This window comes from Flavobacterium sp. TMP13 (genome assembly GCF_050847115.1).
In the GTDB taxonomy this organism is placed as follows: domain Bacteria; phylum Bacteroidota; class Bacteroidia; order Flavobacteriales; family Flavobacteriaceae; genus Flavobacterium.
Genome location: NZ_CP193657.1, coordinates 1 through 15,810, shown reverse-complemented (window position 1 = coordinate 15,810; position 15,810 = coordinate 1). Strand labels below are relative to the sequence as shown.

Genomic DNA, 15,810 nt, shown 5'->3' with positions numbered 1-15,810 from the left:
GTTCTGTTTCGTTTTTATTTTCTCTAGTGGAGATTTATATAAAAAAACATAGCGTTTTAAGACACTTTATTTTAAGTAGTGACCAAAGGCAGTTAAAACGAGAACTGTTATAATTTCGTCTTGAACTTTATAAACTAAACGATGCTCTTTATTTATTCTCCTGGAAAGGATTTCTTCGCTGTAGTGTTTTAATTGTTCAATTTGACCAGTTCCGGTACGAGGATGTTCTTGAAGTTCTATAAAAAAAGAAGTGAGTTTCTTTAATACTTGTTTGTCCCCACTTTTCTTAAGGCGTTCGATATCCTTTAAAGCTTCATCGGTAAAGTTGATTTTATAAATCATATTCCAAGTAAGGTTTTAAAATCTTCCGAACTTTTTATTTCGGTTATTTTACCTTCCTGACTTTCTTTTAGAGCATGGGTTATTTTAGCATAAAATTCAGATTCAGTTAACAGGGTTTCATCCCTCTGAACCGCTACTAATTTATAGCTCTGATTCTTTCCTCTTTGAACAATTACTTGCTCATTTTTATCTATTAAATCAAAATATTTTTTTTGATTATCTCGAAATTCTCTACTACTGATCACTATCATAATTCCTGTTTTTTATGTGTACCATTTCGGTACAAATTTAATGAAAAAAGACTCTTAATCTTGTTTTTTGAAACCATTTTTTTATTCGGGTAGTATTTTTTACTTAAAAAAGGATGAAATAAAACGTTTTAATCTTATAAAACTCGTTTTTAAACTTGTATTTTTTTTTGAAAAACCTAGATATTGCCCAATTTAAATACCACGTCCTTTTTTATTTGGATTATTTTCCCTTTCAGATTTTGAGTGAAAAATTTCTTGATTATATTTTATGCCTTTTAATTTCCAAAGCCCTTTTCTCTCTCCACTTCTTCTGTCCTCCTCTTGTTTAAGTTCTATTTCTTTTAAGGCTATTTCCGCCTCTTTAGCATTTATTTGAGACAAGACTATGTTTTTTGTATTTTCATCGGTTAAACTAACTAAAACACTTCTTAATTCTCCTATTTCGTGATTGGTGCGTTCTACATATTCTTTTGCTTGATTCTCAACGAGAGTTCCTCTAAACAGTTCCAAACCTAACTTTTTACCTCCGTCAAATCGCTTGGTTAAGTATTCAAAATAGTCATTTTGTAAATCTCTTAATTTCTCACGACCCCCAGTAAAATAGCGAGTATTGAGTCTTTTTTCAATTCGTTCTCCAGATCCTTGTTGATTCTTCCATTTTACCGCTTTTTCTTCTACAGGAACTACAACAATATGAGCATGAGGGTTACTTTCGTCGTCGTGACTATAAACAGCCACGACAGAATTTAAACCGTGACGCTCTTCAAGCCATTGTGAAACTTGGTTTACAAAACCATCAAAACTGTAATTATCCCATGCTTTTTTATCATTAATCCCAACGACATATTCAATAGCTAAATTGCTGTTTTTTCTAATCCCTTTAACGTTATTAATTTTCAGTCTTTCGTTTATAGCTTCAGTCAGAGTAGATTCTTTTTTCCCTAAAAAATCTTCATACTTTTCTAAAATATATTCTGTTCTGATAAATCGATCTTCCCGTTTTTCTAGGGGAACATTCGGAGGATATTGTTCTTTGGTTTCATAACGTCTGGCGTTATGAATATCGGTGCTGCTGATATCTGCAGCGGATAAATTCCTTGCTCTAATTAGTCCAAATGCCATAATCCTAAATTTTTAAAGTTCTATTACTTGGCGTAGCCCCTACCCTCGGAGAGTTCTCTCTGAAAAGAGCCCAGCACAAAGCCAAACATACCGATAGGAATGTGGCTTTGTATAGCGGGTACATATACAAAGCCATTTCACATTACAAATATATACAATTCTATACATTTTTCACACTAGTTTATTTATCCAAAAAATCGTGTCCTTTTTTAAATGAGACTACACATGTAGTTTTGAAAAGATTAAAGGAAATTAAACTTTTCAGGATTTGAAGATATTTAATTATGAGGGTAGTTTAACGGGCCAAATTTTATGTCACAGATTTTTTTTTCAAAAGATTTGACCTTTGATCTAAACTTTTTGGGAAATGATATATATAAAATAGAGAATAAGACAAAGAGCCATTAAAGGCACTAATAACAATATAAATAAAATTTAAAATGAAAAAAAAATCAAGAAAAGTTATCGAAAAAATAGGTAAATATTTAGCAGAAATTATAGTTGCAATTATAATTACATGGGTAAGTAATAAATTAGGATTTTAGTACGCTTAAATCATTTTTAAAACCTTTGTTTTTTTTCTTGGCAAAAATTTTATAGCAGGTATAATTTTGAAAAATAATAATTAAAATGATTTTTTATTAACATATTATTATATATTTGTTTGTAGGAAAGTCCCTAGTGCCAAATTTATTTAAATAACAAAAAAATTACCTATGAAAAATTTTTATTTTAAATACTTAATATGTTTAAGTATATTATTTACTTATAGTTGTGATACTGAGTTAAAAGAAAATGACTTAAAAGAAATTAAAAATTTAAGTATATTAAGCGATGAAATAAAGTTACTTGATGAAGGTGTCCTTAAAATCAATAATAAATTTTCATTAAATAATATTGTTAATTCTTTTAAAGAAAATGTTACTAATCAAAATGATTTTTATGAAGAAATTAGATCTATTCAAAAAAAAGGTTTCAAACCTCTAACGCCTGTTTTTGAAAAAAATGATAATGTAAAAATTCAGGACTTTATTGTTAGCAAGAAAAGTCGTACTGAGAGTCTAAATATAAAATATGGTATTACTAAAAAATCAAATGATATAGAAGAAGTCGCCTTAGATGATGAATTAATTTCAGATCCTGTATTATCATCATTATTAAATGAGGAAAGAGAAATTGTAGTAGGAGACAGCTTGTATAAGTACACAGAAACCGGTCTCTATTTCTGTAAAGTTAGCAATAAACAGAAATTGTATGAATACTTAAACAAAAAAAATAATAGCCTGACGCAAAAATCTTTAAATAACAATTTAGGAGAAGTGATTTTAGTTGCTGAAGGTGTAAATAAATTTACACCTGCACAAACAAAATTAATGATGATGCCAGAAGACCCAGAAGGCGGCGGCTGGGGTGGAGGAGGATCTACACCTATACCTCCTGCAAATCCACAACTAATCAAGCAAAATCTTGATATCGCTTATATAGAAAAGAATAGTATTTGGGAAAAAGTTTTTGGGGCTTCCGATAAATCTGAAGATTATTACAGTGATAATCGTAGAATTCAAGTTAGCTTTTGGAATCAAAATTATTTTATATTTTCTTCAGTCGGATGTAGTGCAAGACTTCAAAAAAGAGAAAAAACACTTGGAATTTCTTACTGGGAAAAATCATATGCAGATATTATAGAACTTGGAATAAATGACGTGCAATATGATTATAAATTTAATACTCCCGTTTATAATCATGCCCAATATAACTATAACACAGTATTCTTTGAATTTAATGGATTGAGTTATACAATAGATGGTAGAGTAGTAACAAAAATACCTACTAATGGACCTAGGTTTATTTTCGATACTGGAGATCCAGAGAAAGGATTAACAATATTTATCCACCATAATGAATATGAATTATTAAATGCTAAAAAATTAAATGAAGTTATAGATAATTTAGCAAAAACGTTTGTTTCAAATTTACCGTCAAGTTATGATAAGTTAATACTTGATAAAAAAATTAAAGACCAAACTCTAACTTATAATGTGGTTAAAGCACCTTCTTTAAGTAATAAAGTCACATTTAAAACGTTAAATGTAGTTTGGAATAGGAATGATGAAAATGAAATAACTCATTATTTTGATTTTAATTTCTTTTTTACCTGGAAAAGTAAATATGAGAAGCCAGAGGAATATTTAAAAGGTCTGTCGGGAGCTACTACTTACTCTAATGTTTCTATAGACCTATACGGAGCAGCACTTCATAATAATCAATGGAGAGGCAGGAGATTATTATTAAGTAACTAAATAAAAATAACCCATGAAATTTTTTATAAATCTATATTTACTCTTAACCTTCAACTTAATAGCCTTCTCTCAAACCAATACTGTTTTGGTTGAAAAAAATCAATATAAGATCAATATTTTAATACCTGGTATCGTTTATGAACACGGATTTAGTAGCAGAAACACACTTTATTCTGATTTAAGTTTTGGTTTTGGATATAGAAAAAGTGATTTTTATGGTGAATCCAAATGGTCTTTTTTCCCAAAGATCAATGAGCAATTTAGGCATTATTATAATTTAGAAAAAAGATCTGTAAAAGGTAAGAATATCAATAATAATTCTGGCAATTTTATTGCCCTAAATGCAATATATAATTTCAAATCATTGTCTACAACCAATGAGTATGATGAAAATACGTCATCATTTACAATAGCTCCTATTTGGGGAATACAAAGAACATATAAACGAAAATTTAATTTAGAATTACAATTAGGGGCAGGTCTAAATATTGATCAATTTGAAACTCAATTTACGCCAGTAATTAATTTTACATTAGGATGGGTTATTGGTAAATAATACAATGAAGAAAATACTTTTATTCACTTTTCTAATATTATCGAGTTATACTTTTTCACAAGTGGTAAGGCCATACGCAGGTATTACCACTTATTTGCATTCTGATTTCTCAAATTCCGTTTTTTTAGGTTTGAATTCAGGGTGTGAATTCAAAATAATCAATCATTTAAGCATTGATATTGAAATAAGTGGAATAGTCGGCGCATTACAAGATTTTAATCACAAAAATGAAAACAATGTAATCTATGAAGAATTTACTAGTTCAGTCACTGCTATAAATTATTCAATTTGTCCGAAAATTAATTTAGGAAATGTTAATGGCTCAAACTCTTATTTTGTTCTTCTACCAAAATTTTCTATTTCGAATATAGAAGCTCATAGAACAAGAACAACTTATAAGGATATAAATACGGTACTCAAAACTGATACAAAAATTAGTAAGGTATGGGACAATTCGATAGGAGTTGGTATAGGATATAATTTTAATCTTTCTGATGTGTCTCCAGATTCAATCTGTATAATTTTACAACTTCAAGGTGTTGAATTAGGGAAAGCTTTGAATGATGTTAGAACTAGCAAAAATAGAATTTCAACTAAATGGACTTTTGGACTTGGGATCAATTACTATTTTAATTTAAAAAAGAATAAATCAAATTCATAAAATTTGCGGATTTTAGGAATAAGATTGAAAATGAAACCCTCTTTTTTTTGTCGTCATTTTAGCATAAAACACAAAAATTAGCATGTAAATTTACGTTAGCTTTCCCCTTCTGTTTAATAGACAAAAGGGGAAAGGTGTTGTGAATTAATAAAATAATTATGGAATATTTTTACCCTTTTTCAAATGAATTATTTGAGCGTAAATGGAACGCTAAAACCAAGAAAGAAAGGTTTAAAGGTGGTGCATTTATTGACCCAGACGAGGAGCAATGGAAGCAGAACCGCAAAGATTTATATTTCAAAAGGATTTTAGAGTTTGATCCGTGGGAAGAACCACACGGAGCAAAGCGCAGAATCCAATTAATAGCGCAATCCGCTTTTGATTAATAATAAACAAAATGGAATAAAATAAGACAATAAAAGCACTGAATTTAAGTGCTTTATATTTTAAAAAAAGCATTGATTGACTATCTTTATAATATAAATAGGCAAAAAATTAAAATCGTAAAAAAAATACTATAACACCGTTTTTAAAATGAATCAAACAGTCATTTTTGACACTCTTGACAAGGAATATTTTAAAATTTACCCACTTAACACAAGTGTATTAACGCCTTTAAATCATTCGGAAGACAAGCCTGATGTTGAATATTTAAAACAGTTTTTTCCGAAAGGCCACATGATTTTTATCTATTTTTCAAACGCCTATTTTTACACTATTCAGGAAGATTTTTTGGAAGCTGCGTGTATGTAGAGAAGTCCGTTTTTCATTAAATTTATAATATAAAAAAATTGAAATATGAAAAGGAAAATGAGAAAGGTTCACGCTGGAGAAATTCTAAAAATGGAACTTATAGAGGGAAGAAATTTTACAATTGCTCAAGTGGCGGAAATGTTAGAAACACCTGAGCCAATAATGTTAAAAATAATGAACGGAGAGGCAGAAATTACCCCCGATATTGCTCAAAAAATTGAGCAAGTTTTCGGTGGTAGTGCTGATTTCTGGCTCAGAATGCAAAGAGGTTATGATTTAAACTATTTATGAGGGTAGTGCTATTGGGAAGAACGAGGGTAGTGCTATTGGGAAAGACGAAGGAATTACTCTTTCACAAATTCAGTAAAATTTGACCAGTCCTCTACTCTAAAGGCACGTATATCTCTAACAAGAAAGAACAAGTAATTGTGATAAAGTATATTATAAATTTCACCATAATAATCAATAAGTGTTATCTGACAATTATGTCGTTTTATAAAAAACGAATTTAGTAATAATAGTATTACAATTAATAAATATATTTTTTTATTATTTAATGATTAAATTTTATAAATTATGATAAAATAAGTCAATTATCTGGAGATCAATTAAGATGTTTTTTTAATGTAATATTTACATTAAATGATGCAAAAATTAAAAGAAAGCAGTTTATATTTGCGAGAAATTGGACATTAAATCCTATCAATTACGTTCCTAATTTTTTATTATAATATAGTTTTTATAAATTCAAGTAAATGAAATACAATACTATACTGCAGATTGACGATGATTTAGATGATTGTGAGTTTTTCAGAGAAGCGCTGGAAAGTGTTTCGGGAACAAATTATATTGCGATGCATAATCCTTTGGAAGTTGTAGAGGAATTAAGAAAAAGTAAAGTCGTTCCAGACTTAATATTATTGGATATTAATATGCCTAAAATGAGTGGATCTACACTTTTAAGTCTATTAAGAAATGAAAATTCTACTCGCTCAACGCCAGTAATTATATTTTCAACTTCTCCACATTCTGAAAGGAATAAGACGGATAATTTAAATGTTCTAGAATATATAGTTAAACCGAATACTTTTCAGGATTTAACCAGAGTTATAAAAAGAATTTTATCAGCTTGATTTTTTATGTAATAAAAAAGCCTGCATTAATAATGCAGGCTTTCTAATGCTAATTATTTTTTAGATTCTTTTTTTTCTTTCGATTTATCGTCGTCTTCTTCTTCTTCAACAGCATCAAAATTAATAGTGTTGTAAGCCGCTTCGGTAAGTGTAACGTCAGCTTCTTTTTCTTCTGCAAGTGTTTCACTTAATAATTTCGCTGCAGCATCTTCTCCAAGAGTTTTAGCAAATGCAACTAATGTACCATAAGTAGCAATTTCGTAATGTTCGATTTTTTGAGAAGCTGCGATAATACCAGCATCACGAACAGCACCTACTTCTGTTTCTTCCATTATGCTTTCACCTTCTTTTATTAGGCCTTCCATAGCATCGCATTTTTTAGCTACTGCTTTTTCTCCAATAAGGTCAAATACTTCTTCAAGTCTTGCAACCTGCTTTTTAGTCACTTCAAGATGATCTTCAATAGCAGCAATTAAATTTTCAGTTGTTGCATTTTTCTTCATTTTAGGAAGTGCTTTGGTAAGTGCTTTTTCTGCCCAATATATATCTTTTAGAGAATCAACAAATAATTCGCGTAATCCTTCTGCAGCAGATGATTTAGCTTTTACTTTTCCTGCCGTAGATTTTGTTTCAGTAGTTTTTTTTGCTGCTGTTTTTTCTTTTGTATCTTTTTCTGTAGTTTTCATAGTGATTTTTTATAAAATTATAAATCAAATTTAGCAACCATACCGTGATTTTTTTTTACAGAATCTTAGGTGAATTTTATAATATTAAATTGAATGGCTTTTTTTATTATGCAGATTAATGAGGTAAAAAAATAACCGGTGCTTAATTGAAATTAATTTCAATTAAGCACCGGTACAAGTTGTTGTATCCAAGCCGCAATGGCAAACTTCACTCACAAAATCATTTTATAATGCAATGGTTCTTCTCAATAAAAAACTTCTTGCTATGATTTAGAAATCTATTAGGTAAAGGTATTGTGTAAGACAGTGTTAAACTTTACAAAATATTTAAAAATATTTATATGAAGAAAATATTAATTGCGAAAAAATTGCCAACGTAAAACGGATATTGTACGATCGTTTTTTTTACTTGCAAAAGTATTTTTTCCTGCATCTTCTTTAATTTTTCTGTCTTCTTTTCAAACTCTTCTGGAGTCATAATTTTTATTGTATAACTAAATCTTCAATAAAAGCTAATCTAAAAAAAGAAATTCTTTCTGGAGCAGACTTGACCACACCAGACATAGATATAATGCCCATTAACATCTTTGGTGGATTTGTCATAAGAGGATATGGTGCAAAAAACAATACAACATCTAAACCTTCTGAAATTGATATTTCATATCGATACGAATTATTTTCCAAGTCAACTTTATTAACTCTATTGTAGTTAATGACAGTGAATTTTCCTTCAAACATTGTGAATTCTATGCCATTTTCTTTGAATACAATTTTCGTAAAAAGATTGTTAATATCCATTTTTTGCCAATTTTCAGCATCCTTGCTCATCTGAGTTTGTTTGACATAGTATGTTTGATTTTGAGCAGTAAGCTTTGCAGAATAAATAAAAAACAAGGCAATTATTAACTGTTTCATAATTTTTATTAATTTATATTTTTAGTAATGGTGGATCACGATCTTCTTGAATCTACGACATATGTCACAATCTTGAAAACTCGCTATTATAAGTAGTTTTAATGACGTTTTAGTCTCCGTTTAATCTCATTAATATTCAAGTATGTTTCTATTTTACGAAATAAGAAACTAAATAGCGCTAATCCAAAAATTCCAACTGCAATAATAGGCTTAAAGTAGAATCCTGATAATATTAAAACTACATAAAACAATACAATTGCGATTGTGCGAAATAAATTCATCATCATGGATACAGGTTTTATCTTCAATAAAAGTCTTTCTGCATCGTCTAAGGCCATTTCTATTTTTCGTTGAATCTTACCAAATCTGGCTACCTGATTCGGATTATTTTCTAAGTTTACTGAACTATTAAATATTTCTTCTTCTTTAGCGTTAAAAATTGTTGATATTCTTAATAGATGATCTAAATTAAGAGTAAGAACATTCAATCTTAAACGAAGTGTTAAAATTAATAAAAAGAAAACGCTACTTAAAAGACATAAAAGCATTATCAAAATATACAAGTCATTTCTATAAAAGTATGTTGCTATATGATTATACCAAGACGTAATATCGTCAATTTCACAAGATTGAAGATAAGATAATATATGATCTAAGAAAGTTTGAAATGCTTCAGTTTCTTTCCCTATAAAATTTGCTGAAGCTACCGTTAAGAATCCAGAGAAAGCAAGGCCGCCGAGAAATACACTTTCCAAAAGCCATGCTTCGGCTTTGTAAGTAATATTTTTCACTTCACTTTCAAGTTTTGCTATTTTAGTGTCGTTCAAATCAATTGTGTCAAACTCTATATTATCTGGTTCGATATTAACGCCACTTTGAAAAAATTGAGGATAATTGACAGTTACATTTTCGGTAAGTATTTTTGGTTTTCCAAGTTCACTTATAGTTTTTCGCTTAATCACCGTAACATTTTGTGCGCCGCGTGAGACTTTGTAGATTGGAGTAATTGCTATAGTAAGGATGCAAAATACCAAGCCGAAAAAAGAGAGAAAAATAATTAAAATGTAGTGATACCATTCATGATTATCAAAAATGTAGTAAAAAAACCAAAAAGAGTATATGTATCCAAACAACATTTGATATCCCATAAGACCTTTTGGAATATTTTCTTCAATTATAACTTCTGGAGAGAGTGAAGTATATGATGGACTTAAAAGAGACAAATATTTGCGCTTAATTTTCGAGCTTTTTTTGTCACTATAAATTCCTACCGATATTAAAAGTATAATTTGTAAAGTAATGAACACCCATGTTTGAAAACTGAATTTTAAATATAAGAACAAAACTCCAAATCTTATGATTTGATCAAAGATGAATAGTGTTGGCAAATATTTAAACTGTAGATTAACTGCTAAATCTTCGCTTATTAAATTACTGTCTGACATATACGTGAATTTCTTAAAAGTTCTTTATAGCGATAGCTATGCGTTGTAAATTAACCTATGCATAGTTAAAACAGCATGATTTCCGTTTTAAACGCGTTTTGTTTTTGCGAATGTAATTCATTTTTTATTTTAATTAACGTTGATTATCGCACTTAAAAACAAGATATTAATTATCGAGTAAGCACAGTAATATTAGTAAACATAGTAATCTTATGTTATTTAGTAAACATAAAAACATATATTTGTGTATAATTTAAAAACAGTAGCCGTATGGGTAAAGTATTAAGTATAAGTAATCATAAGGGTGGAGTTGGAAAAACTACTTCGGCTATTAATATTGGAGCAGGTCTTAATAAACTCGGAAAAAAAGTATTGCTTATTGATTTAGATCCCCAAGCCAACTTAACGCAAAGTTTGGGATTAATTGATCAACAGAGAACTATCTATGGTGCTCTAAAAGGAGATTATGCTTTAGAACCGATTGAAATATTAAAGGGTTTTGATATTGTACCATCAACTTTGGATTTGTCTGGAGCGGAAATCGAATTGAGTTCTGAACCAGGGCGAGAATATATTTTGAAGGAATTGATAGAAAATGTGAGAAGTGATTATGATTTTATCATTATCGATAGTCCACCCTCTTTAGGATTGCTGACCATAAATTCATTTACTGCAGCTGACGAAATTATAATTCCATTGCAAGCACAATTTTTGGCGATGCAAGGTTTGGCAAAATTGATCGAAGTAGTTGAAAAGATCAAAAGCAGATTAAACAAATCTTTAAAAGTTGGAGGAGTTTTTATTACTCAATACGATGGTAGAAAAGTATTGAATCGTGATGTAGTAGAGAGTATCAATCAGCATTTTAAAAGTGAAGTTTTTACAACAAAAATCAGAGATAACATCGCTCTAGCGGAAGCACCTGCACAAGGATTGGATATCTTCCGATATAATGCTAAAAGTAATGGAGCAGAGGATTATATGGAGTTATCCAGAGAAATATTAAAAAGAAAGTAAACATAGTAATTAAAGTAAACAAAGATTACTAAGTAAACATAAAAAATAAGTTATGGCAAAGAAAAGCTTTTCAGGTGGTTTAAATTCGTTGCTTGGTGAATCCAAACCAGCGGAGAAAACTGCAGAACCGAAAGAACCAAAAGTGGCTAAAAAAGAAATTACAAAGACTTCTCAAATTGGAACGAAAGAGAAAGAAACAAGAGCAACTTTTATAGTGAGTGAAGATTTATTAGAGAAAATGAAAGCATTGGCTTATTGGGATCGAGCTTTAATCAAAGACATTGTAAGCAATGCTTTTGAGGAATATATTGCACGTTACGAGAAAAAGAACGGCGAGATAAAAGAGATGCCTAAAAAGTAGTTATCTATGGATGTAGTTAAATTTAAAATCACTTCTAAAACAATTAAAATAGAAGTTCGGAACACTAATAATTATGTGTTTAATTTTAATAAAGCTGTAGAAATGGAGAAAGAGGATCGCGAAGTATTATTGAAATTGTATACGGCTTTGGACTTACTTTTTCGAAAGGAAAATGTAATTGAAATAAAGAATCATATTTGCCCAAACCAAACGAATATAATCGACCAAATTAATGAGGTCGGAGAGTTGTAAATGAAGTAAATTTACTTTTAGATAAAGCATATTTATCTCGGTAATTTTTTTTATAAAACAGAGATATACAAATGATTATGTTTTACGATAGGATTTTTAAATTATACTACCATTACAATGTATTGATTAATGGCAATGACAAGAGGATTATAGTATGACAAAAAATTAAAAAGAATATACACACACTATAGATAAATTTTGGGTGGAAATATTAGATGAATTTCCAATGATAGGTTTAAAAGCTAATTTACTATTTACATTAAATTGAGATAAAGCAGCCTCAATATTTGCATCTATAATATTTAAAATATAAAAACCAGCGATAAATAATACAGATAAGTCACTATTTCTTTTAAATTGCTTTTGTGCCGCAATCAATTGACTCTCACTTAGATTTCTAAAATAAAGATCTTCATTTATTTTTCCTTCTAATCGACGCTTATATTCATCTCTATATACATTATATTTTTTTTGACTATCAATATAAAAATAGGTACTTGTACCAATTGCTCCGTAAACTAGCGGAATTTTCCAATACTTTTTGTTGTAAGCCTGTCCTAGCCCAGGTAAAATGGCCGAGTAGAAAGCTGCTTTTGCGGGTCGAAGAGGATCAATTTCAATTGAATTTAAAGTGTCCTTTAAAGAAGTTATATTAGATTGACTAAATGCATGTAGTGATCCGACAAAAAACAATAATTCGAAAATAATTATTGCTTTTTTCATTTTATTCTTCATCAAAAGTAATTATTTAATTTTATTTAGGAGATAAAAAACTGCTTTGTGATTTTTTCACAAAGCAGTTAGCAATTAATTATTCATCACTATATTTTACGTCACAAATTATTTGTTTATCCACACCGCTTAAAATACTAGTAAAAGTACCTTTTACTCGACCTCCTACTGGAACATATGCATTGTTTTTCTTCCCTCCTACAAAATGGGTGCTTAGGCCCTCACCAGATAGGTATTGATAAGTAAAGGAATAATCACCAAAAAAAGTATTAGTATTGCTTAAAGCAAAACCAGCAATAGAAACGGGGTCAACATCAAAAGTACTCGGACATTGGATTAAAACTGGCTTACTTGGATCCCAATGATTTCCATCTGGGTTGTTAAGCCATGTAAACAACGTTGCAGTGTATCTGAAAAATTTAAATCCAAGATCATTTCTATGAACTTGTCTTGTTGAAGAACGAAGTAAAGTGTAATCACCATTCTTAGCTACCACTTCTGTAACAGAAGCTTCACTCGCAATATATTTTCCAGTTTCGTTAGGTATGGAAGAATACTCCGCATAGTTTAATTTTTCATTTTCAATTAAAACTACTCCCTTTGCATTTATCACATTTGAAGTTCTGCTATCGTAAATAGTACTAATAAATCCTGTAATAGGGTCCTTGACAAGTAAATCATTATAAGTATCAGCTAAAGATTTAGCTTTAATATAGTCAACTGCATTTAATGAATTTATTTCATCAGCAATGCTTTGAATACTAGTAAAATTTAACTGTTTTCTAAGATCATAAATATTTGAAAGTAAAAGTTTGTGGTAAACTTGCAAACTATTATACATTAATTCATTTTGATTTTCAACATCAAGATTGTTCTTTTTTTTACTACTTGTATTTAATCCATTCGAATTTTTTAATTTGTGATAATCAGCTAGTACTAATTTATCACTTTGTGATTTCATATTAGTAATATTGTCAATTTCTTCATCCATCTCTTTTTCAGACGAAAAAGCAAGTGTTTTAATTTCTGTGTTTTTAGAACTTGATTCAGACGACACTCCATCTGCATCGGTGCTACATGAAGTAAAAGCCATGACTAACATAGCTAAAAGAATTTTTATTTTCATTTTTTAATAGTTAAATTTTAATCTATCATTTATTTTAAGTCGACATAGAGTTTTCGACTTAAACTTTAATTTAATTAAAAAGTAAAGCTTAGTAGGTTAATTTAAAATAAGGCCTAATTTTAAAAAAACAAAGTAAGTTCTTTTTTGTTTTATTTTAATTAAAATAATGAATTTTCTTTCAAATAAATATTATGTAGTTAATAAATAAGCTTTCAATTATCAAATAAAAAAAACCAGCACTATTAAATAAAATTGAAAATCAGGAGCTAATAGCCAAATAACAATAAAAAAAGTAAAAGCAAAAGCAAGAAAGAGAAGATTGCAAAGTAAAAAAATATTAAACAAACACATGTAGTTTTATTCTTATTTTTTATTACTCAAATTCTTACTTAATTTCAGAATTTCTTCCATTGGATCTGGAGCGTCTATTTCTTCTTCTTTCGGTTTTGAAGTTGTTTTTTTAGTTTTATCAGTTTTCTGTTTGTAGCCAATAATATCTTCATTCAGAATAAAACGAATATATCTTGGAGTGTCGTTCTTCATTCCTTCCGCTAAAATTTCTTTGATACGTTTGTTTAGTGGTTCTATGAGATTGGGGAATTTTTGTAACTGCAGAATAACATCTTTTACAAAAGCATCATTCTTTGGTTTAGTGGTGGTTTCGTATATGCTTTGAAAAAGTGGAATTAACTCTAATAGTAAATCATTAGTAGATTTTACATTCATTGCATTTTTTCGAAATAACTTAAAACGTAATGTTTCCACGCTTCGTCCTTTTCGTTCTTCCGAAAATTCAAAATAAACATCACATTGCCCTAGGTCGTATAATTCTTTTAATTCTCTTTTTGCTACCTGCAGCACGCGCTCGTTTAGAAGAGCATAGCGGTTGTATTTTTCTTCAAGGATGAAAGACTTTCGTAAATCGTCAACAGAGATTCTAAAGCCATCTGTACCTTGCCATTTTTGACAAAGTTCGTACATTCTTTGTGACCATTTACTTTTCAGCGACATCGCAACGTGTAATGAATAGGCAGTATATTGACTTGATAGTTCTACTAAAAAGGGCATTAATTTATGGGAAACTTGAATCTCTGCAATTCCTTTTTTGATGTGGGCGTAATTAATAAAACCGCACGTTAACCAATCATCTTCTTCCTCGTTTGCATAGGTGAAATTACGGGAGCGAAACTTCTCTAAAGCTTTCCTGGTTTCTTTTTTATTGTCTTCCTGGTTCACTTCTTTACATAAATCAGAAACTCGGATATTTAAAATTAAATCATCAAACAAATCACGTTGCCCTGTATTATATTTGCTTCTTACTTCTTTGATAATGTAATAAAATATCCTTTTTTCGATAAGGGTTAATTCGTATCTTGAAGTAGTAAGTCTATTATCCTGAGCAATGACGATTTCTTTCATACTTTTAAGTTTTTAAAAAATCAAATGTAACATAATTAAAGCAATGTAACAATAGTACAGTAACAAATAGCTAAAAATTAGGGTAAAAAAGTAACTATAATAGGTAATAAAGTAACCTAAGGGGGTAAAAAAGTAACCTAAAAAGCTGTGAACCCCAATAAAATCAGTACTTAACAGATCCTAAAAAGGTACTAAAAAACACCCCAAAATTACTTTTTGCTCAAATTGTCAAAAAAAAGGAATTTTAATTGATCTTTTTGACTTCAAAAAAATAAAAAAAAAGAATCTAAGATTTGCAAAGATAATCCGATGACTCAAAAAAAAGGTAATAAATAAAAGAGTAAACTGGGCCGCACTTAGTTTTTGTAACGCTCTGATTTCCAAAGGATTGTGATTTTAAATAATTGTATATTTATATTAAAAAGTCTATTGCTTTTAGCTAGAGTTATATTTTAATCTAGTATTATACAAGTCGGTTACTTTTTTACCCCCTTTTTTTGATTCCGCCTTTATTTTAGGGGACTCGCAGATAAATATATAGGGTTAAATTTAAATATTATCACCAAACTCCATAGCGACTAAACGAGCAAAAATAAATTCTATTTCTGAGATTGATTTTAAGTATTTATTTGGTTGGTTGGAAAACTCAAAATAATGAGTGAAGAAAAATAGAAAATGAAGCCAATGAAAGAAAGGAACATACCAAGGTGCAGACGTCTGGTTTTTAGACTTGTTTTAG

Annotated in this window: 19 protein-coding genes; 10 read left to right on the top strand and 9 right to left on the bottom strand. The window is 29.3% G+C overall.

Annotation, left to right across the window (positions count from 1 at the left end):
- Window positions 1-66: 66 nt before the first annotated feature.
- The 3 genes from ACRASX_RS16355 to ACRASX_RS16345 all read right to left on the bottom strand — a co-directional run bounded on the left by ACRASX_RS16355 (window position 67) and on the right by ACRASX_RS16345 (window position 1,715).
- A complete protein-coding gene (locus tag ACRASX_RS16355) occupies window positions 67-342 on the bottom strand; it encodes a Txe/YoeB family addiction module toxin (RefSeq protein ID WP_432223116.1) in 276 nt (91 codons plus the stop codon).
- A complete protein-coding gene (locus ACRASX_RS16350; RefSeq protein WP_432223115.1) occupies window positions 339-593 on the bottom strand; it encodes a prevent-host-death protein in 255 nt (84 codons plus the stop codon). The genes ACRASX_RS16355 and ACRASX_RS16350 overlap by 4 nt, the downstream gene beginning before the upstream one ends.
- 192 nt (window positions 594-785) lie before the next feature.
- Complete coding sequence (locus tag ACRASX_RS16345) at window positions 786-1,715, bottom strand: plasmid recombination protein (RefSeq protein ID WP_432223114.1); 930 nt, start codon at window positions 1,713-1,715, stop codon at window positions 786-788.
- A gap of 716 nt (window positions 1,716-2,431) precedes the next feature.
- On the opposite strand from ACRASX_RS16345, the gene ACRASX_RS16340 reads away from it, so the two are divergent.
- The 7 genes from ACRASX_RS16340 (at window position 2,432) to ACRASX_RS16310 (ending at window position 7,118) form a co-directional block, all read left to right on the top strand.
- Window positions 2,432-4,015, top strand: coding sequence for a hypothetical protein (locus ACRASX_RS16340; RefSeq protein WP_432223113.1), 1,584 nt, complete (start codon window positions 2,432-2,434; stop codon window positions 4,013-4,015).
- A gap of 13 nt (window positions 4,016-4,028) precedes the next feature.
- Entirely contained in the window at window positions 4,029-4,571 is a 543-nt protein-coding gene (locus tag ACRASX_RS16335) for a hypothetical protein (RefSeq protein ID WP_432223112.1), read from the top strand.
- Window positions 4,572-4,575: 4 nt separating this feature from the next.
- Window positions 4,576-5,232: a hypothetical protein gene (locus tag ACRASX_RS16330; protein ID WP_432223111.1), complete on the top strand. Its 657-nt coding sequence runs from the start codon at window positions 4,576-4,578 to the stop codon at window positions 5,230-5,232.
- Window positions 5,233-5,390: 158 nt separating this feature from the next.
- Window positions 5,391-5,618: a hypothetical protein gene (locus tag ACRASX_RS16325; protein ID WP_432223110.1), complete on the top strand. Its 228-nt coding sequence runs from the start codon at window positions 5,391-5,393 to the stop codon at window positions 5,616-5,618.
- Between the two features lie 148 nt (window positions 5,619-5,766).
- Entirely contained in the window at window positions 5,767-5,985 is a 219-nt protein-coding gene (locus ACRASX_RS16320) for a hypothetical protein (protein WP_432223109.1), read from the top strand.
- 45 nt (window positions 5,986-6,030) lie between these two features.
- On the top strand, window positions 6,031-6,276 hold the full coding sequence (locus tag ACRASX_RS16315; RefSeq protein WP_432223108.1) for a HigA family addiction module antitoxin: 246 nt from the start codon (window positions 6,031-6,033) through the stop codon (window positions 6,274-6,276).
- A gap of 464 nt (window positions 6,277-6,740) precedes the next feature.
- On the top strand, window positions 6,741-7,118 hold the full coding sequence (locus ACRASX_RS16310) for a response regulator (protein WP_432223107.1): 378 nt from the start codon (window positions 6,741-6,743) through the stop codon (window positions 7,116-7,118).
- Window positions 7,119-7,171: 53 nt separating this feature from the next.
- Here ACRASX_RS16310 and ACRASX_RS16305 read toward each other — a convergent pair whose 3' ends face one another.
- The 3 genes from ACRASX_RS16305 to ACRASX_RS16295 form a co-directional block, all read right to left on the bottom strand.
- Window positions 7,172-7,804, bottom strand: coding sequence for a ferritin-like domain-containing protein (locus ACRASX_RS16305; RefSeq protein WP_432223106.1), 633 nt, complete (start codon window positions 7,802-7,804; stop codon window positions 7,172-7,174).
- A 483-nt stretch (window positions 7,805-8,287) separates the two neighbouring features.
- Window positions 8,288-8,719, bottom strand: coding sequence for a hypothetical protein (locus ACRASX_RS16300; protein WP_432223124.1), 432 nt, complete (start codon window positions 8,717-8,719; stop codon window positions 8,288-8,290).
- Window positions 8,720-8,817: 98 nt separating this feature from the next.
- Window positions 8,818-10,164 carry a hypothetical protein gene (locus tag ACRASX_RS16295; RefSeq protein ID WP_432223123.1) on the bottom strand — a complete coding sequence of 449 codons (1,347 nt, stop codon included), beginning with the start codon at window positions 10,162-10,164 and terminating at the stop codon, window positions 8,818-8,820.
- A gap of 270 nt (window positions 10,165-10,434) precedes the next feature.
- Here ACRASX_RS16295 and ACRASX_RS16290 point away from each other — a divergent pair, with 270 nt between their 5' ends.
- From ACRASX_RS16290 to ACRASX_RS16280, 3 genes are read left to right on the top strand one after another with little or no spacing between them, the layout of a single operon-like run.
- Window positions 10,435-11,181 carry a ParA family protein gene (locus tag ACRASX_RS16290; protein ID WP_432223122.1) on the top strand — a complete coding sequence of 249 codons (747 nt, stop codon included), beginning with the start codon at window positions 10,435-10,437 and terminating at the stop codon, window positions 11,179-11,181.
- A gap of 52 nt (window positions 11,182-11,233) precedes the next feature.
- On the top strand, window positions 11,234-11,542 hold the full coding sequence (locus ACRASX_RS16285) for a hypothetical protein (RefSeq protein WP_432223121.1): 309 nt from the start codon (window positions 11,234-11,236) through the stop codon (window positions 11,540-11,542).
- Window positions 11,543-11,548: 6 nt separating this feature from the next.
- Window positions 11,549-11,794 carry a hypothetical protein gene (locus ACRASX_RS16280; RefSeq protein ID WP_432223120.1) on the top strand — a complete coding sequence of 82 codons (246 nt, stop codon included), beginning with the start codon at window positions 11,549-11,551 and terminating at the stop codon, window positions 11,792-11,794.
- Between the two features lie 165 nt (window positions 11,795-11,959).
- On the opposite strand, the gene ACRASX_RS16275 is transcribed toward ACRASX_RS16280, so the two are convergent.
- The 3 genes from ACRASX_RS16275 to ACRASX_RS16265 all read right to left on the bottom strand — a co-directional run bounded on the left by ACRASX_RS16275 (window position 11,960) and on the right by ACRASX_RS16265 (window position 15,071).
- A complete protein-coding gene (locus tag ACRASX_RS16275) occupies window positions 11,960-12,517 on the bottom strand; it encodes a DUF5683 domain-containing protein (protein ID WP_432223119.1) in 558 nt (185 codons plus the stop codon).
- Between the two features lie 88 nt (window positions 12,518-12,605).
- Complete coding sequence (locus tag ACRASX_RS16270; protein ID WP_432223118.1) at window positions 12,606-13,652, bottom strand: hypothetical protein; 1,047 nt, start codon at window positions 13,650-13,652, stop codon at window positions 12,606-12,608.
- A gap of 363 nt (window positions 13,653-14,015) precedes the next feature.
- Complete coding sequence (locus ACRASX_RS16265; protein ID WP_432223117.1) at window positions 14,016-15,071, bottom strand: replication initiation protein; 1,056 nt, start codon at window positions 15,069-15,071, stop codon at window positions 14,016-14,018.
- Window positions 15,072-15,810: the final 739 nt, after the last annotated feature.